Source organism: Actinospongiicola halichondriae (genome assembly GCF_049103745.1).
GTDB classification, from domain to species: Bacteria; Actinomycetota; Acidimicrobiia; order Acidimicrobiales; family Salinilacustritrichaceae; genus Salinilacustrithrix; species Salinilacustrithrix halichondriae.
The window spans coordinates 167,040-186,093 of record NZ_CP171622.1; the positions used below are offsets into that span (position 1 = coordinate 167,040).

The following is a 19,054-nucleotide window of genomic DNA, read 5'->3' on the forward strand; positions in this document are numbered from 1 at the left end:
GGGAGCACCACGTGCGAAACGGAAGCAGAAGTGCGAAGAAGCTACGACTCCTGGCCATCCTGGCCGTCGGAGCGTCGCTCGTCGCAGCATGCGCTGCCGGCGACGAGGAGGAGGGCGCGCCGAACCCTACTGAGTCACCGGGCGACGCACTCCCGACGATCACCGACAGCCGCTTCACCAGCACCGAACAGTTCTGCACTCCCGCAGTGGAGGACCCCGAGGGGACGCCCGAGGCGTCGGCGCCCGGAATCACCGAGGACGCCGTTGTGATCACCAACCTCCGCCTCATGACCGAGCAACTCGAGGAGATCGGGTACGCCTACGACAGTGGCGACACAATCGATCAGATCGAGACCTTCGTCCGAATCGTCAACGAAGAGTGCGGCGGCATCAACGGGCGCCAGCTCCAGCTAGAGAACCTCGAGCAGTCGGTGCCAGGGTTTGGAGATGTCGATCCTGCCCTGGAAGCTCAGGCGGGGTGCACGACGGTCGCTGAAGACCATCAGTCAGCGATCGCCTTCTCCCACACTGGCGTTGCCCTGCCGCTCGCGGCATGCCTCACGGAGCAGCACGATGTCGTCTACCTCTCGGTCTACGACCTGGCCGCGAGTGACTTCGCCTCTGCGGACGGGCGCCTCTTCTCCGTGGTTCACTCCCCGGCCGATGTCCTTTCGTTCGCTGCACACGAGTTCGCGGACGAGATCGAGGGGAAGCGCGTTGGCGTGGTCCATGGTGACGACGTACCGGTGCCGGAGACCGTCCAAGTGGGGCTTCTCGACACCCTTGCCGACCTCGGGATCGAGGTGACGCGCCACGACGTACTGAGCTGCGGCGATGATCCGTTCTGCAGCGACGGTGTGATCGACTCGGCCCGTGCGATGGTGAACGACGACATCGAGGTGATCTTCCCGCTCATCAATCCGGGCGCAATGCCTGGCTACATCTCAGAACTGGTCACCCAGGGAGCAGAACCGGGAGACATCGAGTTCTTCACCTCGAGCTTCCAGACTGGCGACAGCGAGCTGTCCGCCGGGTACATCGTGTCCATGGGAAGCGAGGATGCTGGCCGACTCTACGACGGCGCGCAGATCATCTCGCACAGCCGGGCCGGTGAGCATCGTCTCGAAGACTTCGAGGTGAGGCCTTTCGTGGAGATGTGCCACCAGCAGTACATCGAGCACAGCTCGGTCGTCACGGAGCCGTACGACATCCTCGACGACGAGCAGAACAGAATCTTGAGCAACGTGTCCTACGCATGCATGATGGTTCGACTGGTGGCTCGCACGGTCGAGGCCGCAGGAGTCAACCCGACCCGGGCTGACCTCGCAGCTGCGATGGGCAATCTGGGTGAGATCGATCACCCCGAGGGTCCCGCGAGCTTCACCCCAGGGAAGTTCACCGCTCCTGATGCGATCGTTCGCAGTTCCTTCCGCTACCCGTGTCCGGTTGACGTGAACAATGAGGTCGGGCACTGCATCCTGCCCGACTCAGACTTCCTGCCGCTCCCTGGGTGATGGGCGGTCGCGGAGAAGCAGAACCACTGCACCAAGTAGCCGCCACGAACTCGAGCGAGCCGAGCACTCCAACGACCGCCTCCCTCACCGCTGCGGTGCTTTCGGAGGAGGCGAAGCGCCAAGCAGTGCAGGCTGAGCGTGCGGCCGAGGTAGTTCTCCCGGACGATCTGCTCCCGGGCGTGGGCCTGGAACCGCAACCGCTCCGCGAGACCATTCGTCAAGGGGGTTGGGCGACTGTCGCCGTGGTCGTGTTCGCGACCATCATCGAGCAGTTCGGTCGCCAGGGTCTCGGCGTCCTCGCCCCCAACCTGCAGGAGACCTTCGGCGTCTCGGACACCCAGCTCATCGGAATCGCCTCGTTCGGCGGCGTTGCCCTCGTCCTTGGGGCCGTGCCCGTAGCCTGGCTGGCCGATCGGATGTCACGTCGAAAGATCGTGAGCGTCTCCGCTATCGCTGGGGCTGTGGCCCTCGCCGCCACCGGTCTTGCCGCCAACCCGTTCCAGCTCTTCTGCGCATTCACCCTCATCGGGTTCGCGACCGCGTACTCAAACCCTGTGTTCGGATCGCTGATCTCCGATCAGTACCCGATCGAGGGCCGTTCAAGGATCTTCGCCCTCTACGCGACAGCGACCCCCCTCGGGTTGGCCATCGGGCCCTTCCTCGCCGGCGGGTTGGCCGACCTCGCAGGAGGAACCGAGGGATGGCGATGGGTCTACCTCGCCACAGCCGTACCTGCAGCGTTGATCGGGGTAGTTGCATGGTTCGCTCTCCCGGACCCGCCGCGGGGCCAGCACGAGCGAGCGCTCGTCCTCGGCGAGCACGTTCGAGGAGATCAGGGCAAGGACGAGCTGCCGATCACGATCTCGACGGCATACCAGCGCCTGAAGAAGGTGAAGACCTTTTACTACGTCTGTCTAGGTATCGGTGTGCTTGGCCTGGCTCTGGTCGCCGTGCCGATTCAGCTGTCGCTGCTACTCGAGGAGGAGTACGGCTACGGAGCATTCACGCGGGGGTGGGTGCTCTCCGCTGCGCAGCTTCCCGCGATCCTCGCAATGGTCATCGCCGGCTACGTCTACGACCGGACCTTTCGCCGGAATCCCGAAGGTGTTGTGCGGTTGTCGGGATGGTTGCTCGTTGCCTTCGGTGCCTTCGTCCTCGTGGCGATGCGATTCCACAGCATCGTCGCGATGATGACCTTCTATGCCCTTGCTGCTGCGTGCACCGGGGCAGCGTTGGTGGGGATCAACCCGATCGTGGCGTCTGTGGCCCCGTTCCGCTTGCGATCGCAGGCCTTCGCCATCATCCCCTTCTTCACGTTCCTGATAGGTGGCTTTCTCGGGGGACTGGTGGCCGGTGCACTGTCCGATGCCCACGGCGAGCGAACTGCGCTGACGGTGGCCGTCCCCGTCTCGGCTGTCGTCGGAGGAGGTCTGTTCGTGTCAGGGTCTCGCCACCTCAAGCGGGACATCTCCGTCTCGGTCGAGGAGCTCCTTGAGGAGCAGCGGCAGGAAGAGCGAATGGCCGCAGCTGGCGGTCAAGCGTCGGTGCTGCAGGTTCGGAACCTGGACTTCAGCTATGGCTCGGTTCAGGTCCTCTTCGATGTCAACCTCGACCTCGAGCGTGGTGAGACGCTGGCCGTGCTCGGCACCAACGGTGCGGGCAAGTCCACCCTGCTGCGCGCTGTGAGCGGTCTTGGGATTCCCGACCGCGGTGTCGTTCGCCTCAACGGACAGACGATCACGTACGTGGAGGCGGAGGCCCGCTTCCTCCTGGGCATCGTGCAGCTTCGCGGCGGCGCAGGCGTGTTCCCGAACATGACTGTCGCCGACAACCTTCGGACAGCCCTACTTGCGAGACACGTCGCGACCGCCGACGAATCCCGGAGCCTTGATCGTGTCTTGCCCCTCTTTCCCAGTCTGGGTGCCGCCATGGACACCGCCGCAGGGGACCTGTCCGGGGGACAGCAGCAGATGTTGGCGCTTGCGATGGTCCTGGTCCACGAACCGGAGCTGCTGATCATCGACGAGCTCTCGCTCGGTCTGGCCCCCGTCGTCGTCGAGCAGCTGCTCGCGGTCATTGGGCACCTGAAGGCCAACGGGACCAGCATGATCATCGTTGAACAGTCGCTGAACGTCGCGATCGAGATCGCTGACCGGGCTGTTTTCATGGAGAAGGGGCGGGTTCAGTTCACGGGGCCACCTCGGGATCTGCTCGAGCGGGGCGACCTAGCCAAGGCTGTGTTCCTCGGCGGACAGAGGGACTGACGGGACCATGGTTTTCGGCATCGAGCTGACAATGCAGGCTGCCTTCTCCGGTCTGGTGACGGGCCTGATCTACGCGGTGTTCGCGGCAGGCTTCGTTCTGGTCTACCGATCGACAGGAGTGCTCAACTTCGCCCAAGGAGAGACGGGAGCGTTCGGCGTGGCGATCTTCACGCTGCTCGCCGCCGGCTACGGGGTGCCGTATTGGCTGGCCTTCGGTGCTGGCGTATTGGTGGCGGCGCTCGTCGGCATGACGATCGACCTCACGGTCATCAGACGCCTCTCGAACTCGTCCCGACTCGTTGTGCTGATCGCCACAGTGGGGATCTCCCAGATCCTCTTCTTCGCGCGCCTCAACCTGCCCAATACGGCTGCCTCGGCGACCTTTCCACTTCCGTTCGACCTTCGTTGGCGGCCGACCGACTCGATTCTCGTGGTGTCCCGCGAGATTCTCGTCCTGGTCGTCGCTCCGCTCACCGTGGGAGCTCTTGCGTTCTTCATGACGAGAACCAGGTTCGGGCTCATGGTGCGGGCGTCGGCATCGAACCCCGACACCGCAAGGATCTTCGGCATCAGCGTGAAGCGAACCTCCACCATCGTGTGGACCATCGCTGGAGCGTTTGCCGCACTGACTGCCATCATGCTTGCGCCCATGCGCGGCATCACGCCCGGAAACATTGTCAGCGCAGGGGCCGTCGCGCTCGGGCCCGGTCTTCTCGTGCGAGCGCTCGTGGTGGGGCTCATTGCCCGCATGCACTCCCTCCCCATGACGCTTGTCGGCGGCATCGGACTCGGCCTCGCTGAGTCAGTGACCCGACTCAATGTCGGTGCGGACAACCAGGCAATCGTGGAGGTGTGGATCTTTCTGGCCGCGCTCGTGTTGGTGCTGCGCTGGAAGCCGGATGGGGAGAGCGCCTCCACCTGGTCGCTCGGCGCGCGTGTTCCGCCGATTCCTGAGCGGCTACGCCACCTCTGGTACGTGCGACACCTGTCCACGCTGGCGTTTGGTCTGCTCTTCGGACTGCTTGCAGTCGTCCCGCTGTTCCTCGATCAGCGCTCGCAAGAGCTCCTATGGACCGATGTGTTGATCTTCGCAATGATGGCGCTTCCGCTCTCGATGTTGATCGGCTGGGCGGGTCAGTTCTCGCTCGGTCAGGCGACCTTTGCCGGTATCGGAGCTGGGACCATGGTGATCCTCACCCATGGGCTCGACATCCCCGTTCCCTTCGACCTCTTCGATGTCAGCGTCACCCTGCCCTGGGGTGTGTCACTGGCAGTTGCCAGCGCTGTGGGAGCGGCCACATCGCTCGTCATCGGAATCCCGGCTCTACGCGCACGCGGACTCTTCCTTGCCGTGGTGACCTTGGCGATGGCCGTAGCTGCATCGGAGTGGCTCTTCCGGCAGGCCACCTTCACCGGCTCGCCGTTCGAGCGCACAACTCCGTTCATGTCGCCGCCGAAGTTCGCGGGCATCGACTTCGCCAACCGCCGAGCCTTCTACTACCTCTGCCTGTTGTGCCTGATCGCGATGACCGTGATCATGATCAGAGTCCGCCGGACCGGCCTCGGAAGGGCTATGCAGGCAGTCAACAACAACGAGGACACGGCGGCCGCCGCAACGATCTCGCCGAAACGCATCAAGCTCGTCGCATTCGTCTTGGCAGGCGCCATGGCGGCGTTCACAGGTGCTCTGTTCGTCACGCTCCGCGTCCAGGTGGATCCCGCAGCGGCCTTCACGCCTGCCGCGTCCATCGAGCTGGTGGCGACAGCGATCATCGGTGGTATCGGTTCAGTGGCCGGGCCCATCCTGGGCGCGCTCCTCATGCGCGGGCTCCCGGCGATCGTGGGTGACGTGGAGGAGGTGCGGCTGGTCACGAGCGGGGTAGGCGTCCTGATCCTCCTCATGTACTTCCCCGGTGGAATCATGCAGCTGGTGGTGGGGGTCAGAAACGGATTGGTGTCGTGGGCCGATAGCCGCCACGTCGTGTCGTCGGCTGTGCCGCCGGGGATCGCGCGGTCGGTTCAAACTCGTCGGCGAAGCGTGGTCGAGCACCACGGTGGACCGTCTCTGAGGTTGAGCGGTGTCACCGTGCGCTTCGGGGGGAACGCAGCTGTGAACGATGTGAGCATCGAGGTGAGACCAGAGGAGGTTGTCGGCCTCATCGGCACCAATGGTGCGGGCAAGTCGACCCTGATGAACGCTGTCGGCGGCTTCGTGCCGTCAACCGGACGCATCGAGATACTGGGCCACGACGTGGCCGACTTCCCGCCAAACCGACGGCACCTGCTCGGGATGGGCCGCGGATTTCAGGCTGCGAGACTGTTTCCAGATCTCACCGTGCGCGAGACGCTCATGGTTGCGCTGGAAGCGCGTGAGAGGACGCTGGTCCTACCGTCGCTGGTCGGCGTCCCTCCGTCCCCCGCGTCGGAACGGCGAAAGCGATGCGAGTCACTCGAGCTCATCGACCTGCTCGGTCTAGGCGCCTATGCAGACCAGTTCATCGCGAACCTCTCGACCGGCACGAGACGAATCGTCGAGCTCGGCTGTCTGCTCGCCGCAGATGCCAAGCTGCTGATGCTCGACGAGCCCACGGGTGGAGTCGCACAACGCGAAGCGGAGGCGTTCGGACCGCTCATTACCCGTATCCGGCGGGACCTCGGGGCCGCCATGGTCGTGATCGAGCACGACATGCCCCTCATCATGAGCATCTCCGATCGCGTGTACTGCCTCGAGTCCGGCAAGGTCATCGCTGACGGAGCGCCAGAGGCGGTGAGGAACGACCCGCTCGTCGTCGCGTCCTACCTCGGCACCGACGATCGGGCCATTCAGCGGTCAGGGAGCACGCAAGCTGCGCGGTAGGTAGGGCGTCGGCCACGATCCCCCGGTCGACGCCCTACCTACCGCGCAGCACGTGTGGATGCCCAAACGCTGCGGCCTGGCCACTTCAACCTTCGATCCCGGCACCCCGACTCGGGGATCCTCGTCCAAGCTGGTGTTGGCCAACGTTCCCCAGACATTCCGCTTAGCCGACCCGGTACGAAGTCCCCAACGACAGCAGTCCTGCCTGACGACTCACCACCCAACGTGGAAACCAGGACGTAGGGCAGGTCAAGGATGTCAACTTGAACCCTGCAGTCCCTGCCGTCACCCACAGGCTTGACGGCCGGACCCGCACGACCCCCACCCGCCGAGATCTAAGCTGACCTCGGTGCGCTGGCCCTCTGAACGCGCCTGTCCGATTCGACATCTGATGATGCTATTGATGGGGTAAATACCTCGATGCGGCTCTTGCCGTGGCCCTTTGCGAGGTACATGGCGGCGTCGGCGTTGCGGATGACCTCGTCAGCTGCGGCCGCCACATCCATCGCACCGACGCCGGTTGTCCCGGCTGCCCCGATGCTGCACCCCATGTTGATTGTCTTGTCTCCGAGGAGAACGGGCTCGTGGATCGCCACCAGCGTGCGTTCGGCGATGGACGGGAGAGTGCCTGCGTCGTACACCTGTGGTATCGCGATGGCGAACTCGTCGCCCCCGATCCGCGCCACGAGTTCATCGTGACGCGTGGCAGCTCGTAGGCGACGCCCGAGGACTTGGATTAACTCGTCGCCTGCCGCATGACCGAGGGTGTCGTTGATGACCTTGAAATCGTCCAAGTCGACGAGTAGTACGCCGATCGGACCTTCACGGTCCCGCACCAGCATGCAATGGAGCGCTTCAACGAAGGCTCTTCGGTTGGGAAGACCCGAGAGCGCATCGGTCCTCGCTTCCTGGTGGAGCCGGTGGTGGCTGGAGCGCAGGGCAATGGAGGTCTCATTGAGCGAGTTCGCTAGATCCCGGATCTCAGCACTCGCTTCGGGTACCTGGATGTAGAGCTCGATGTCAGATGCCCGCATGGCGACGGCTGCTGCACGCAGTTCGACCAGGGGCCGTATGACCCGGCGCTGCATTCGACGACTCACGAACCATCCAAGCGCGATCGCGCCGACGGTGGCGCCGGCGATGAGCGGCCCCAGTAGCAGTTGCATCCGTTTGGCTTCGGCAACCTGATGGTCGAGTACCTCGACGGACTCCGCCCCGAGGTCAGTGAGTGAAGCGGTCAGAGCGAACACTTGCGGCCAGAGGTCGGCGAAGGGGTCGTTGCCTGCCTGTTGGGTGGCCATCGCCGTGCCCTCGGTCCATCTGGCTGCTGAGTTTTCTACCTCGACATTCACCGCCCGCCAAAGGTCTTGAGTCTGACGGAGCTGGGGCATCATTGCCGTGTCTGCGAACTCCTGCTCGGCAACACCGAGCGCTGAGATTATCTCGTCTCGGACCACCAAGTATTCGCTCATTCCCGCAGCACGCACTTCAGGCGTTGCACCGTAGAGGGGACTCATCACCCGCTGGTTGAGCCGCACCAGGGCGCGTTCCAGTTCGTCGACGGCCGCCGTGCGTTGGCGAAGATCTGAGGTAGTCCGGTCGAAAACGGTGCGTTGGTATTGAGTCGATGCGAAGGAGACCACCCCGAAGCCGACGACAATGACGATAAGCATGGCGACGGTGCCGATCCAGAGGCGCCGCAGACTGACCCCCCTCGTTTGGTCACGGCAAGACATGTACGCACCATCGGCATCCATCCTGTGGCTGTTCCGTAGTGTGGAGACAAGTCCCTATGTTGTTCAACGAAGTCCGCGACGATGAGTCTCGCGGTCCGGCGGCGCTCGGGACCGCTTGCCAAGTCGGGACCGGGCCGGCAAGTGGTAGGGGGCGACGTCGGGGCGCTCTACCGGGTCTGCGGGAACCCAAGGTCGATCTGGCTGGCTGAGGGTTCCGGCCACCGAGAGGTGACCACCTTGGACCGGGTGTAGAAGTGGATCCCCTCAGGCCCGTACATGTGTGTGTCGCCGAACAGGGAGGCCTTCCACCCGCCGAACGAGTAATACGACACCGGCACTGGCACGGGAACGTTGATGCCGACCATTCCGGCCTCGACCTCGACCTGGAACAAACGTGCCGATCCCCCGTCACGGGTGAAGATCGCCACGCCATTCCCATACGGGTTCTCGTTGACTAGTGACAGCGCGTCGTCCAACGAGTCGGCGCGTACGACGGCCAGTACCGGACCGAAGACCTCCTCGCGGTAGATCGCCATGTCCGGAGTCACGTGGTCGACGAGGCTGAGACCGAGGAAGAAGCCACTGCCGTCGAACGTCTGGTTCCGGCCGTCGACGACGAGCGATGCGCCCTCCAGCGCTGCGTTCGCGACGTGGGCGGCGACCGAGTCGCGATGGGTCGAAGTGATGAGCGGACCGACGTCCGATCGCGGGTCGTCGCCGGCACCAACGACGATGCCCGGGATGCGGGCCGCGATTGCGTCGACGAGCGGGTCGGCCGCGGCGCCGACAGCGACCACGACGGAGATGGCCATGCAGCGTTCGCCGGCGGACCCGTAGGCAGCGGAGACGGCTGCGTCCGCTGCAGTGTCGATGTCCGCATCTGGCAGAACGACCATGTGGTTCTTCGCCCCGCCGAGAGCCTGCACGCGCTTGCCCGAGTTGGTGCCCTCCCTGTAGACGTGCCGAGCGACTGGCGTGGATCCTACAAAGCTCACTGCGGCAATTTCAGGGTGCGTCAGGATCCGGTCCACCGCCTCGGCGTCGCCGTGAACGACGTTGCACACCCCGTCGGGCAGCCCCGCCTCTGTGAGCAGTTGCGCCAACATGACCGACGCTGACGGATCGCGCTCCGATGGCTTGAGCACGAACGTATTGCCGCAGGCGATTGCCGTCGCCAGCATCCACAACGGCACCATGACGGGGAAGTTGAAGGGTGTGATGCCGGCGACCACCCCAAGCGGCTGCAACGCAGAATGAACATCGATGCCCCGAGACGCCTGCTCAGAGAAGCTCCCCTTCAGCAGGTGAGGGATGCCGCAGGCGAACTCGACGTTCTCGAGCCCGCGGGCGACCTCGCCCATTGCATCCGAGCGCACTTTGCCGTGCTCACGTGTGACGATCGCCGCGAGATCTTCGCGGTGGTCATCGATGAGGGCACGGAACCGGAACAGGATCTCACTGCGCTGGCTCAGAGACGAGCGACGCCACGTCGTGAAGGCCGTCGACGCGCTTGCCACCGCCTCGTCGACCTGGGCCGCCGTGGCGAGGTCCACTGCGGCGATCACTGCGCCGGTTGCCGGTTCGAAGACCGGTGCAGTGCGGCTCGAGGTTCTCGGGACCTGGGTTCCGTCGATGAAGTGGCTGATGCTGCTCACAACTATCTCCTTGGGGTTGGTGGGGTCCGCCCAGTGGCTCTCACCAGTCGACGGAGATGTACTTCGTCTCGCAGTAGGCGAGCAGCCCCTCGTGGCCGCCCTCGCGGCCGAGGCCCGACTGTTTGGCACCTCCGAAGGGCGCGGCAGGATCCGAGACGGTGCCCCTGTTGATCCCGACCATGCCGACCTCGGAGCGAGAGGCGAAGTCCATGGCCCGACCGAGGTCCGCCGTGTAGACGTAGGAGACGAGTCCCTGATCGACGTCGTTAGCCCAGCCGATGACATCGTCCTCGGGGTCGAACGAGATCACCGGTGCGATCGGACCGAAGATCTCGGACGAGCCAAGCACATCTCCATGCCGGACGCCGGTCACGACCGTGGGCTCGAAGAAGTACCCGGTGTCGAGGTGAGGCGGTCGCCGGCCCCCTGTGAGCACGCTTGCTCCCGCATCCACCGCGATCTGCGTGAGGCGCTCTGATCGATCGCGCGCCTCTGCGTCAATCAACGGCCCCAGTGTGGTGGTCGGGTCCAAACCCCTTCCGAGGGCGAGCCCTGCCATCGCCAGGGACAGCCGCCGGGCGAACTCCTTGGCCACTGGGGATTCGACGTAGAACCGGTTGGCGGCCGTGCAAGCCTGGGCATTGTGTCGCATCTTGGCCACCATCGCTCCAGCAACGGCAGCGTCGAGGTCCGCATCAGCGAACACGACAAATGGAGCGTTGCCGCCTAGCTCCATCGAGCAATCGAGCACCCGATCGGCTGCCTGCTGCAGGAGCATTCGACCGACTTCCGTCGATCCGGTGAAGCTGAGCTTCCTGACTCGAGAGTCCGCGAGGACCTGTCCTACCGCAGAGCCGGGATCGTCGGTGACGATGAGCTCGACCACGCCCTCAGGCAGGCCCACGTCACGCAGTACCTCGACAAGACGTAGCGCAGTGAGCGGTGTGGCCTCCGCTGGCTTGGCCACCACCGTGCACCCAGCGGCCAGTGCGGGCGCGATCTTGCGGGCCAGCATCGCGAGCGGAAAGTTCCACGGCGTGATGAGCAGGGCGACACCAATCGGCTCCGGGAGTGTGAGGATGCGCCCCGACCCCGACGGAGCCCGCAAGTTCCCGCCCTCCATGCGAACTGCCTCCTCGGCGAACCACCGCAGGAACTCCGCGGCGTAGTCGACCTCGCCTCGGGCTTCCGCGATCGGCTTGCCGTTCTCTCGGACGATGGTCTCGGCGAGATCGTCGCGCCGGCTCCGCACCGCTTGGAACGCCCGATGAAGGAGCTCGGCCCGTGCGCGGGGGGCCGTCGTCGACCATGAGCTGAAGGCGGCCGCCGCTCGATCCACCGAGGTAGCGATCTCGTGGGGAGTCGCCGCCTCGACGGTGGCCACTACCGTCTCGGTCGCTGGGTCGACGACATCGTATGCATTCATGGAATGTTGGTTCTCCCCTTTGCGAGGGCCGCAACAGGCAACCGAAATGGTATTCGACACCGGCTAGTGCGATTGATTATGTTGTACTATGTCACATTGTCGACCGGATCACTCGCATGAGGGACGTGAGCATGCATAGTCTGGGCTACACAGGTGAGCACTCGTGAACGGGTCGGTCGAGCGTTCTGCTGCGTGGTCGCCACCGCATGCTCCGACGCCAGCTCCTCAGAGTTGGCGTCGGACAGCGACGGCGAGGCCGACGATGGCCGGTGCTGCGCTTCGAAGTCCAGCACCGAGCCCGCAACGTCATGATCAGCCATCGACGAGGAACGAGGTCTAGGCCACATGGGCAAAGGACACAGGGTCGACGGCAAGGTCGCCGTCGTGACGGGTGCGAGCTCAGGAATCGGCGCGGAGATCGCGCGGGCGCTCGGTGCCGCCGGGGCGAACGTCGCGCTTGTCGGCCGTTCGGCCGATCGGTTGGAGGTGGCAGCGGCTGCTGTCACCGACTCGGGGGCTGAGGCTCTGCCTGTGTCGGTGGACCTGGTCGCCGATGACGCCCCGACCACGATCGTCGACGAGGTCATCGAGCGCTTCGGTCGTCTCGACATCGTGGTGCACTCAGCCGGCGTGTATGAGATGGCATCTCTCGCCGATACCACCGATGAGATGCTCGACGCGCACTGGGCGGTCAACGTTCGAGCTCCCTTTCGGCTTTCGCGAGCAGCTCTGCCGCACCTCGCCCCGGGCAGCGCGATCGTCTTCATCTCCTCGATGTCCGGTCACGTCGGCTCGCCCGACGACTCCGCCTACTGCCTCTCCAAGGGCGCGATCGAGATGCTCGTGAAGGCATTGGCCTCGGAGCTTGCGCCCCAAGGAGTTCGAGTGAACGCCGTGGCGCCCGGATGGGTGCGCACGCCCATGAACGAGCATCTGCTGACGCCCGAGGACGGGCCGGAGATTCTTGCGACGATCCCTGCGAGGCGCGTTGGCGAAGTGGGCGACATCAGCCCCGCCGTCGTGTATCTCGCTTCCGACGCTGCGGACTACGTCCACGGCATGAGCCTTCGTATCGACGGTGGATTCGCCGCGCAATAGCGGCAGAGGAGCAGAGCTTGATGGACTACTTCCCCAGCGGCATGGACCGGTACGACTTCCTTGACGAGCTCTCGCGCTTGGAGCGAGCTTCTCGGTTCCCCGAAACGCAGAAGAACCTCTTCGACGAGGGCCCGCACCTCATCTCGAGTCCCGAGCTGCCGTGGGGGGACGAGGTGCGCCACCTATCGGTCGAGGCCTACCAGCGGTTCATCCACGGTGAGACCTGGATCACCGGCGGTGGCGCACGCGAGATGGAGGCCGACATCGTCGCCTTCATGGGGAACATGCTCGGAGCACCGAACGCAGCTGGTTTCGTGACCTCTGGTGGCTCCGAATCGAACATGTGCGCCGTCCTCGCCGCCAAGCAACGCGCCGGTCGCGGAGGGAGCGTCGTGTACCCAGCGAACGGGCACTACTCGATCCCGAAGCTCTGTCGGATGTTCGACCTCGAGCCGATCGTGGTCCCAGCAAGGGAGGGCTCGCTGTACGCCCCCGATCCAGCTGCCATCGAGGACGCGATTCGTCCCGACACGATCGCCATCATCGCCACGGCAGGCACATGGGCATACGGGAGCATCGATCCGATCGAGGAGATCGGAGCGATCGCAACCGCCCGAGATCTGTACCTGCACGTCGACGGTGCGTTCGGCGGGTACATCCTGCCGTTCCTCGAGTCGAGCGGGTACGACGCCGCGATGCCGCCGTGGGACTTTCGCGTCGACGGCGTGTGCTCGATCAGCGCCGACCTTCACAAGAACGGGATGGCGCCACCGCCGGCAAGCACGCTGTTCTTTCGCGACGAGGGCCTCCTCGACCATGCCAAGGAGATCTGTCCACCCAACGGGACCATCTCGGGCACACGGGGAACGGGGCCGATCGCGGGTGCCTGGGCCATGGTCCGGCTGCTCGGTCAGGCTGGGTTCGAGGCGGTCTCAAGAAAGTCGATGGCGCTTCGCGACGAGCTCATTGCCGGCGTTGAGTCGATCGACGGGCTCGCTGTCCACGAGGGCTCCCGGATCAACATGGCTCTCATCCACGCGAGCGAGCTTGACTTCCGCCCAGTGGTTGCCGCCCTACGTGACCGCGGCTGGATGTTCTCCGCCCGCCCGGTCCCTCAGCCGATCGGCGTCGTCGCCGTGACGATGCCTCACAACGATGGGCAGATCGAGCAGCTGCTGGACCAGCTTTCCGGACTGATGAAGCTGGCCGTGCCGCTTGATCCCGCCACCATCGACGAGCCCATGTCCACCTACGGGTTCTGACCGTGCGGATCTCGGTCGACATCGGTGGCACGTTCACTGACATGGTGGTCGAGTACGACGGTCGGCTGGCGCTGTACAAGAGCCCGACCGTCCCGGAGGACCCTGCCCGGGGGATCCTCGATGTTCTCGACCTGGCCGCAGCGGATCTCGACATGCCGTCGCACGAGCTACTGGATGGCACCGATCTCTTCATGCACGCGACCACCCGGGGTCTCAATGCGGTCCTGACCGGGACTGCGGCGCGCACCGCCTTCTTGACGACAGCAGGGCATCCCGACGTACTTCTTCTCCGTGAGGGCGGTCGCACTGACCCCTTCGACCACACTGTTGAGTACCCAAGCCCCTATGTCCCTCGGTCGCTCACCTTCGAGGTCGTCGGCCGCCTTTCTTCGAGCGGCGAGGAACTGGTGCCGGTCGACCCAACGGGCCTTCGCTCCACCTGCCGTGAGATCGCAACGGCGGGCGTCGAAGCCATCGGCGTATGCCTACTGTGGTCAACCGTCAACCCGAGCCACGAACTGGCCGTCGGTGACGTACTCGCTCAAGAGCTGCCGGGTCTTCCTGTGACGCTCTCCCACCAGCTCAACCCCTCGCTGCGGGAGTTCCGCCGGGCGTCATCCGCTTGCATTGACGCCTCGCTCAAGCCACTCATGACTGAGTACATCGACGGCCTCTCGCGACGCCTCACTGATGGGGGGTTCGCTGGACGATTCCTCATGGTGACGTCGATCGGGGGAGTCCTAGATGCCGAGGAGGTGGCTGCGGCGCCCATCCACTCGATCAACTCGGGGCCATCCATGGCCCCCGTCGCGGGGCGACGATATGCGCAAGCAGAAGCGCCCGCCGAGGCAGTGATCGTCGCCGATGCGGGAGGAACAACCTACGACGTGACGTTGGTCCGCCGAGGCCACATTCCTTGGACGCGCTCCGCCTGGATCGGGGGAAAGCAGAAGGGGCACATGTCTGGACTTCCGTCGATCGACGTCAAGAGCGTGGGCGCCGGCGGCGGCAGCATCGCATGGATCGACGATGGGGGTCTCCTGCACGTCGGGCCACAGAGCGCCGGTGCCAACCCCGGCCCAGCCTGCTACGGCAATGGTGGGACGGAGGCCACGGTCACAGACGCCGCACTCGTGCTCGGATACCTGGACCCCGAGGCCTTCTCGGCCGGGCACCTACGGTTGGACCCCGGGGCCGCCGCGGCAGCGATCGAGCGGTCAGTGGCCGGCCCCCTCGCGCTCGATCTGTTCGCGGGTGCCGAAGCCATCATGGCCCTGACCACGGAGCAGATGGTCCGTGCAATTGAGGAGATTGCGCTGGAGCAGGGCATCGACCCCCGCTCCGCCGTCCTGGTCGGCGGCGGGGGAGCTGCTGGTCTCAACGCTGTCTCGGTGGCCCAACGCTTGGGGAGTCCCCAACTGCTGATACCCGAGGTGGGCGCAGCGCTGTCGGCCGCCGGGGCGCTCATGTCGGACCTTCTCGGCTCCTACTCGTTGACGCTCCCGGCGACCTCCGATCGGTTCGACTTCGAAGCTGTCAACGATGCTCTGGCTGGGCTCGACAAGCAGGCCCGCGAGTTCGCCGCGCGAGCTCGTACACCAACAGAGGAAGTCCACATCGAGTTCTACGCCGAGGCCCACTATCCACAGCAGATCTGGGAGCTCGAGGTGGTCCTGCCCAAGCCACAGTTCGCGAGTCCTGCCGACGTCGATGGACTGGTGCAAGCATTTCACCGTATCCACGACGAGGTCCTCGGCATCACCGACCCCGACAGTGGAGTCGAGATCGTCGGGTGGGGAGTGCGTGTCCGCTGTCCGCTTCGGAACGATGCCGACCGCGCCTTCACCGGATCGGGCGTCACCAGCGCGCTGCGCTCCCAGCGTGAGGTCCACTTTCCAGGCCTCGGAGTAGTCGACACTCCGGTTCTCCCCCTCGGCTCCATCGGCGCCGGCGAATCGATCGAGGGGCCAGTCTTGGTGGAGTCCCCGTGTACGACCGTCGTCATCCCCTCCGGGGCGTCGTGCGGCCGGGGACCATCGGGCAGCTTGGTGGTCGTTCCTGAGGTCTCCGTGAAGGTCTCGGGTCGATGAGCGCCGAAGTGAGCCTCGACGGCGCTCAGCTGGCGGTCCTGAGCCACCGGCTCGACGCCATCGTGCGAACCATGCAGAACACCCTGGCCCGCTCGGGTCGGTCCGGGGTGCTCAATACCGCTCGTGACTTCTCCTGCTGTCTCGTCACCGCCGGCAACGAGATCCTCCTCACGGGCGAGAGCTTGCCCATCCATGTGATGGGGGGACCAGACCTGCAGTGCCAGTCACTTGGAGAACTGGCTCCAGGTCTGGAACGTGGAGACGCGTACCTGCACAACTCGCCGTACCACGGCAACACCCATGCGGCTGATCACACGATTCTCGTTCCCGTCTTCGACGATGATCGACGTCACCGCTTCACCGTCGTGGCCAAAGCCCATCAGGCTGACTGCGGGAACTCCGTGCCGACGACCTACATGGTGAGCGCTCGCGACGTCTATGAGGAGGGCGCCCTCATCTTCCCGGTGGTGAAGGTGCAGGAGCAGTTCCAGGACCGCGCTGATGTCCTTCGCATGTGCGAGATGCGGATCCGAGTCCCGAGCCAGTGGCGTGGCGACTACCTCGCGATGATCGGCTCAGCCCGCATTGGTGAGCGCGCGCTGACCCGACTGGCAGACGAGATCGGATGGGACGCTCTCGATGCCTTCGCCAGCCACTGGCTTGCCTACAGCGAGAACCGGATGACAACGGCTATTCGGTTGCTGCCGTCGGGGCGAGCCAGTGCCTCGACGAAGCACGACCCGTTCCCGGGCGTGCCCGATGGCATTCACATTCGTGTCTCTGTCGATGTCGACGCCGAAGCCGGATTCATCGAGATCGACCTGCGCGACAACCCGGACTGCGTCGCCTCCGGTCTCAACCTCTCGGAAGCGACGTCGCGCAGCGCTGCGCTCATCGGCGTCTTCAACAGCATCGATGCGTCGGTGCCGCCCAACCAGGGCAGCTTCCGCCGCGTCCGAGTCTTGCTCCGGGAGAACTGCGTCGTCGGGATCGCTCGTCACCCAGCGAGCTGCTCTGCTGCCACGACGAACCTCGCCAATCGGGTCGGCAACATCGTGCAGCGAGCGATGGCGGAGATTGGCGACGGAATCGGGTTGGCCGAGGTGGGAAGCGGCATGTCGCCGTCTGAGGCTGTGGTTTCCGGGTTCGACCCTCGCCACGGAAATGCTGCGTTCGTGAACCAGATCTTCACCGGCACGAATGGCGGAGCGGGAGGACCTCAAGCTGATGGCTGGCTCACGATGTCGGACCTGGGGAGCGGAGGTTCTCTGTTCCTCGACAGTGTCGAGATCGATGAGCTCAAGCAACCGATCGTGATCCATCGGAGAGCACTCTCCCCAGACACCGAAGGTGCCGGGCGCCAGCGGGGTGCTCCCGGCCTCGAGGTGGAGTACGGCCCGCACCACTGCGAGATTGAGGCGATCTACGCCAACGACGGGGCCATCAACCCGATGGCTGGTGCACGAGGTGGCGGGGCCGGAGCACCCTCGGCTCAGCAACTGCGCCGCGAGGACGGGGAGCTCGTCGAGGTCGACGCCTGTGGGCCCGTGCGGGTACAGCCTGGCGAACGGCTCGTTGCCCGCACCAGCGGCGGGGGCGGGTACGGTTCGCCGCTCGAGCGAACACCCGCTGATGTTGTTCGCGATGTGGTCGAGGGGTGGATCTCGGTCGAGCGCGCCGCCAGCACCTACGGCGTTGTCGTGCGCAACGGCGTCGTGGACGAGAAGGAGACGACCCGTCGACGGACGTCGGTTCCCGAGCGCGAGACGTCATGAGTGAGGCCGTCGACGCTTTTGGCCGAGGCCGGCTCGCTGAGCTGATCAACGCCGAGCGAGTCCGCTATAGAGACCGCAACCCGTCGTCACATGCCGCGAGCATTCGCTCGAGGCACCTCTTCGGTCGAGTGCCGATGACGTGGATGGGCAAGACGGCTGGTGGCTTCCCGCTGTACCTCGATCGTGCCCGCGGTGCGCGGGTGACGGATGTCGACGGTCACGAGCTCGTCGACTTCTGCCTTGGGGACACCGGAGCAATGGCCGGGCACTCGCCCGCCGCCACAGTCGAAGCCGTGCAGAACCGGTTCGCTCGATCCGGAGGGGCAACGGCGATGCTGCCGACGGAGGATGCCGCCGTGGTGGGGGCCGAGCTTGCTGCCCGCTTCGGGGTGAGCGAATGGAGCTTCTCGCTCACCGCCACTGACGCCAATCGGTGGGCGATCCGGCTCGCGCGCGCAGTCACGGGTCGGCCAAAGATCCTGGTGAACAGCTACTGCTATCACGGCACAGTCGATGAATCGTTGATCGTGGCGGGGGGCGTACACGGTCGCCCGAGGCCAGGAAACGTAGGCGCCCCCTGCGACGTCACGCTCACCTCGCGCGTGGCTGAGTTCAACGACCTTGGAGCCCTCGAGGTCCAGCTGGCCCACGGCGATGTGGCAGCGGTCCTCATGGAGCCTGCCTTGACGAACATGGGCATTGTGCTGCCCGAGCACGGCTACCTGGATGCGGTGCGGAGGCTCACCCGTGCGGCAGGCACCCTCTTGATCAACGACGAGACGCACACCATCTCAGCCGGACCGGGCGGATGCACGCTTGCGTGGAGCCTCGAACCCGACGTCGTCACCGTGGGCAAAGCCATCGGCGGTGGGATACCGGCCGGGGCCTACGGCCTGAGCACCGAGCTCGTTGACCGCTTGGCATCACACAACGAGCTCGACCTCGTGGACACCGGAGGCGTAGGAGGGACGCTGGCTGGCAACGCTCTGTCGCTGGCCGCCGTTCGGGCGACGCTCTGCGAGGTGCTGACGGAGGACGCGTTCGTCGGCATGATCGATTTGGCGACGCGCTACACCGAGGGCGTCGACCGCATGATCGACCGCTATCGACTCCCGTGGACGGTGACGCAACTGGGCGCTCGAGCTGAGTATCGGTTCATGCGACCTGGTCCCCGAAACGGCACTGAATCGCAGGCTGCGACCGACGTGGAGCTGGAGGATTACTTGCACCTTCACCTCATGAACCGGGGCATCTTGCTCACGCCGTTTCACAACATGGCGCTGATGTGCCCGGACACCACGAGGGCGGACGTTGACCTACACCTCGAGCTGCTCGACGATGCCGTGAAAACGCTGCTCGACGGCTGAACGCGATCGG

11 protein-coding genes are annotated in these 19,054 nt (G+C 65.1%); 8 read left to right on the forward strand and 3 right to left on the reverse strand.

The features are described 5' to 3' along the window. Positions 1-11 precede the first annotated feature (11 nt). The 3 genes from AB8619_RS00955 to AB8619_RS00965 are packed head-to-tail and all read left to right on the forward strand — an operon-like array spanning position 12 to position 6,635. The gene (locus AB8619_RS00955; RefSeq protein WP_436794594.1) at positions 12-1,514 is read left to right on the forward strand and encodes an ABC transporter substrate-binding protein; all 1,503 of its coding nucleotides are present in this window, start codon (positions 12-14) and stop codon (positions 1,512-1,514) included. Next, positions 1,514-3,778, forward strand: a complete 2,265-nt coding sequence (locus AB8619_RS00960; protein ID WP_436794595.1) for an ATP-binding protein — start codon at positions 1,514-1,516, stop codon at positions 3,776-3,778. Before AB8619_RS00955 ends, AB8619_RS00960 begins: the two co-directional genes overlap by 1 nt. A 7-nt stretch (positions 3,779-3,785) precedes the next feature. Beyond that, positions 3,786-6,635 (forward strand): ABC transporter permease subunit, encoded by a 2,850-nt coding sequence (locus AB8619_RS00965; RefSeq protein ID WP_436794596.1) that lies wholly within the window; start codon positions 3,786-3,788, stop codon positions 6,633-6,635. Between the two features lie 335 nt (positions 6,636-6,970). On the opposite strand, the gene AB8619_RS00970 is transcribed toward AB8619_RS00965, so the two are convergent. The 3 genes from AB8619_RS00970 to AB8619_RS00980 all read right to left on the reverse strand — a co-directional run bounded on the left by AB8619_RS00970 (position 6,971) and on the right by AB8619_RS00980 (position 11,512). After that, positions 6,971-8,308, reverse strand: a complete 1,338-nt coding sequence (locus AB8619_RS00970; RefSeq protein ID WP_436794597.1) for a diguanylate cyclase domain-containing protein — start codon at positions 8,306-8,308, stop codon at positions 6,971-6,973. Positions 8,309-8,538: 230 nt separating this feature from the next. Further along, positions 8,539-10,026 carry a CoA-acylating methylmalonate-semialdehyde dehydrogenase gene (locus AB8619_RS00975; RefSeq protein WP_436794598.1) on the reverse strand — a complete coding sequence of 496 codons (1,488 nt, stop codon included), beginning with the start codon at positions 10,024-10,026 and terminating at the stop codon, positions 8,539-8,541. Between the two features lie 40 nt (positions 10,027-10,066). Next, entirely contained in the window at positions 10,067-11,512 is a 1,446-nt protein-coding gene (locus tag AB8619_RS00980; RefSeq protein ID WP_436794599.1) for an NAD-dependent succinate-semialdehyde dehydrogenase, read from the reverse strand. 285 nt (positions 11,513-11,797) lie between these two features. On the opposite strand from AB8619_RS00980, the gene AB8619_RS00985 reads away from it, so the two are divergent. The 5 genes from AB8619_RS00985 to AB8619_RS01005 are packed head-to-tail and all read left to right on the forward strand — an operon-like array spanning position 11,798 to position 19,044. Further along, the gene (locus AB8619_RS00985; protein WP_436794600.1) at positions 11,798-12,550 is read left to right on the forward strand and encodes an SDR family NAD(P)-dependent oxidoreductase; all 753 of its coding nucleotides are present in this window, start codon (positions 11,798-11,800) and stop codon (positions 12,548-12,550) included. Positions 12,551-12,591: 41 nt separating this feature from the next. Next, positions 12,592-13,812 (forward strand): aminotransferase class V-fold PLP-dependent enzyme, encoded by a 1,221-nt coding sequence (locus tag AB8619_RS00990; RefSeq protein WP_436796327.1) that lies wholly within the window; start codon positions 12,592-12,594, stop codon positions 13,810-13,812. 2 nt (positions 13,813-13,814) lie between these two features. Beyond that, on the forward strand, positions 13,815-15,902 hold the full coding sequence (locus AB8619_RS00995) for a hydantoinase/oxoprolinase family protein (protein WP_436794601.1): 2,088 nt from the start codon (positions 13,815-13,817) through the stop codon (positions 15,900-15,902). After that, positions 15,899-17,677 (forward strand): hydantoinase B/oxoprolinase family protein, encoded by a 1,779-nt coding sequence (locus AB8619_RS01000; protein WP_436794602.1) that lies wholly within the window; start codon positions 15,899-15,901, stop codon positions 17,675-17,677. The genes AB8619_RS00995 and AB8619_RS01000 overlap by 4 nt, the downstream gene beginning before the upstream one ends. After that, positions 17,674-19,044 carry a transaminase gene (locus AB8619_RS01005; protein ID WP_436794603.1) on the forward strand — a complete coding sequence of 457 codons (1,371 nt, stop codon included), beginning with the start codon at positions 17,674-17,676 and terminating at the stop codon, positions 19,042-19,044. The genes AB8619_RS01000 and AB8619_RS01005 overlap by 4 nt, the downstream gene beginning before the upstream one ends. Positions 19,045-19,054 lie beyond the last annotated feature (10 nt).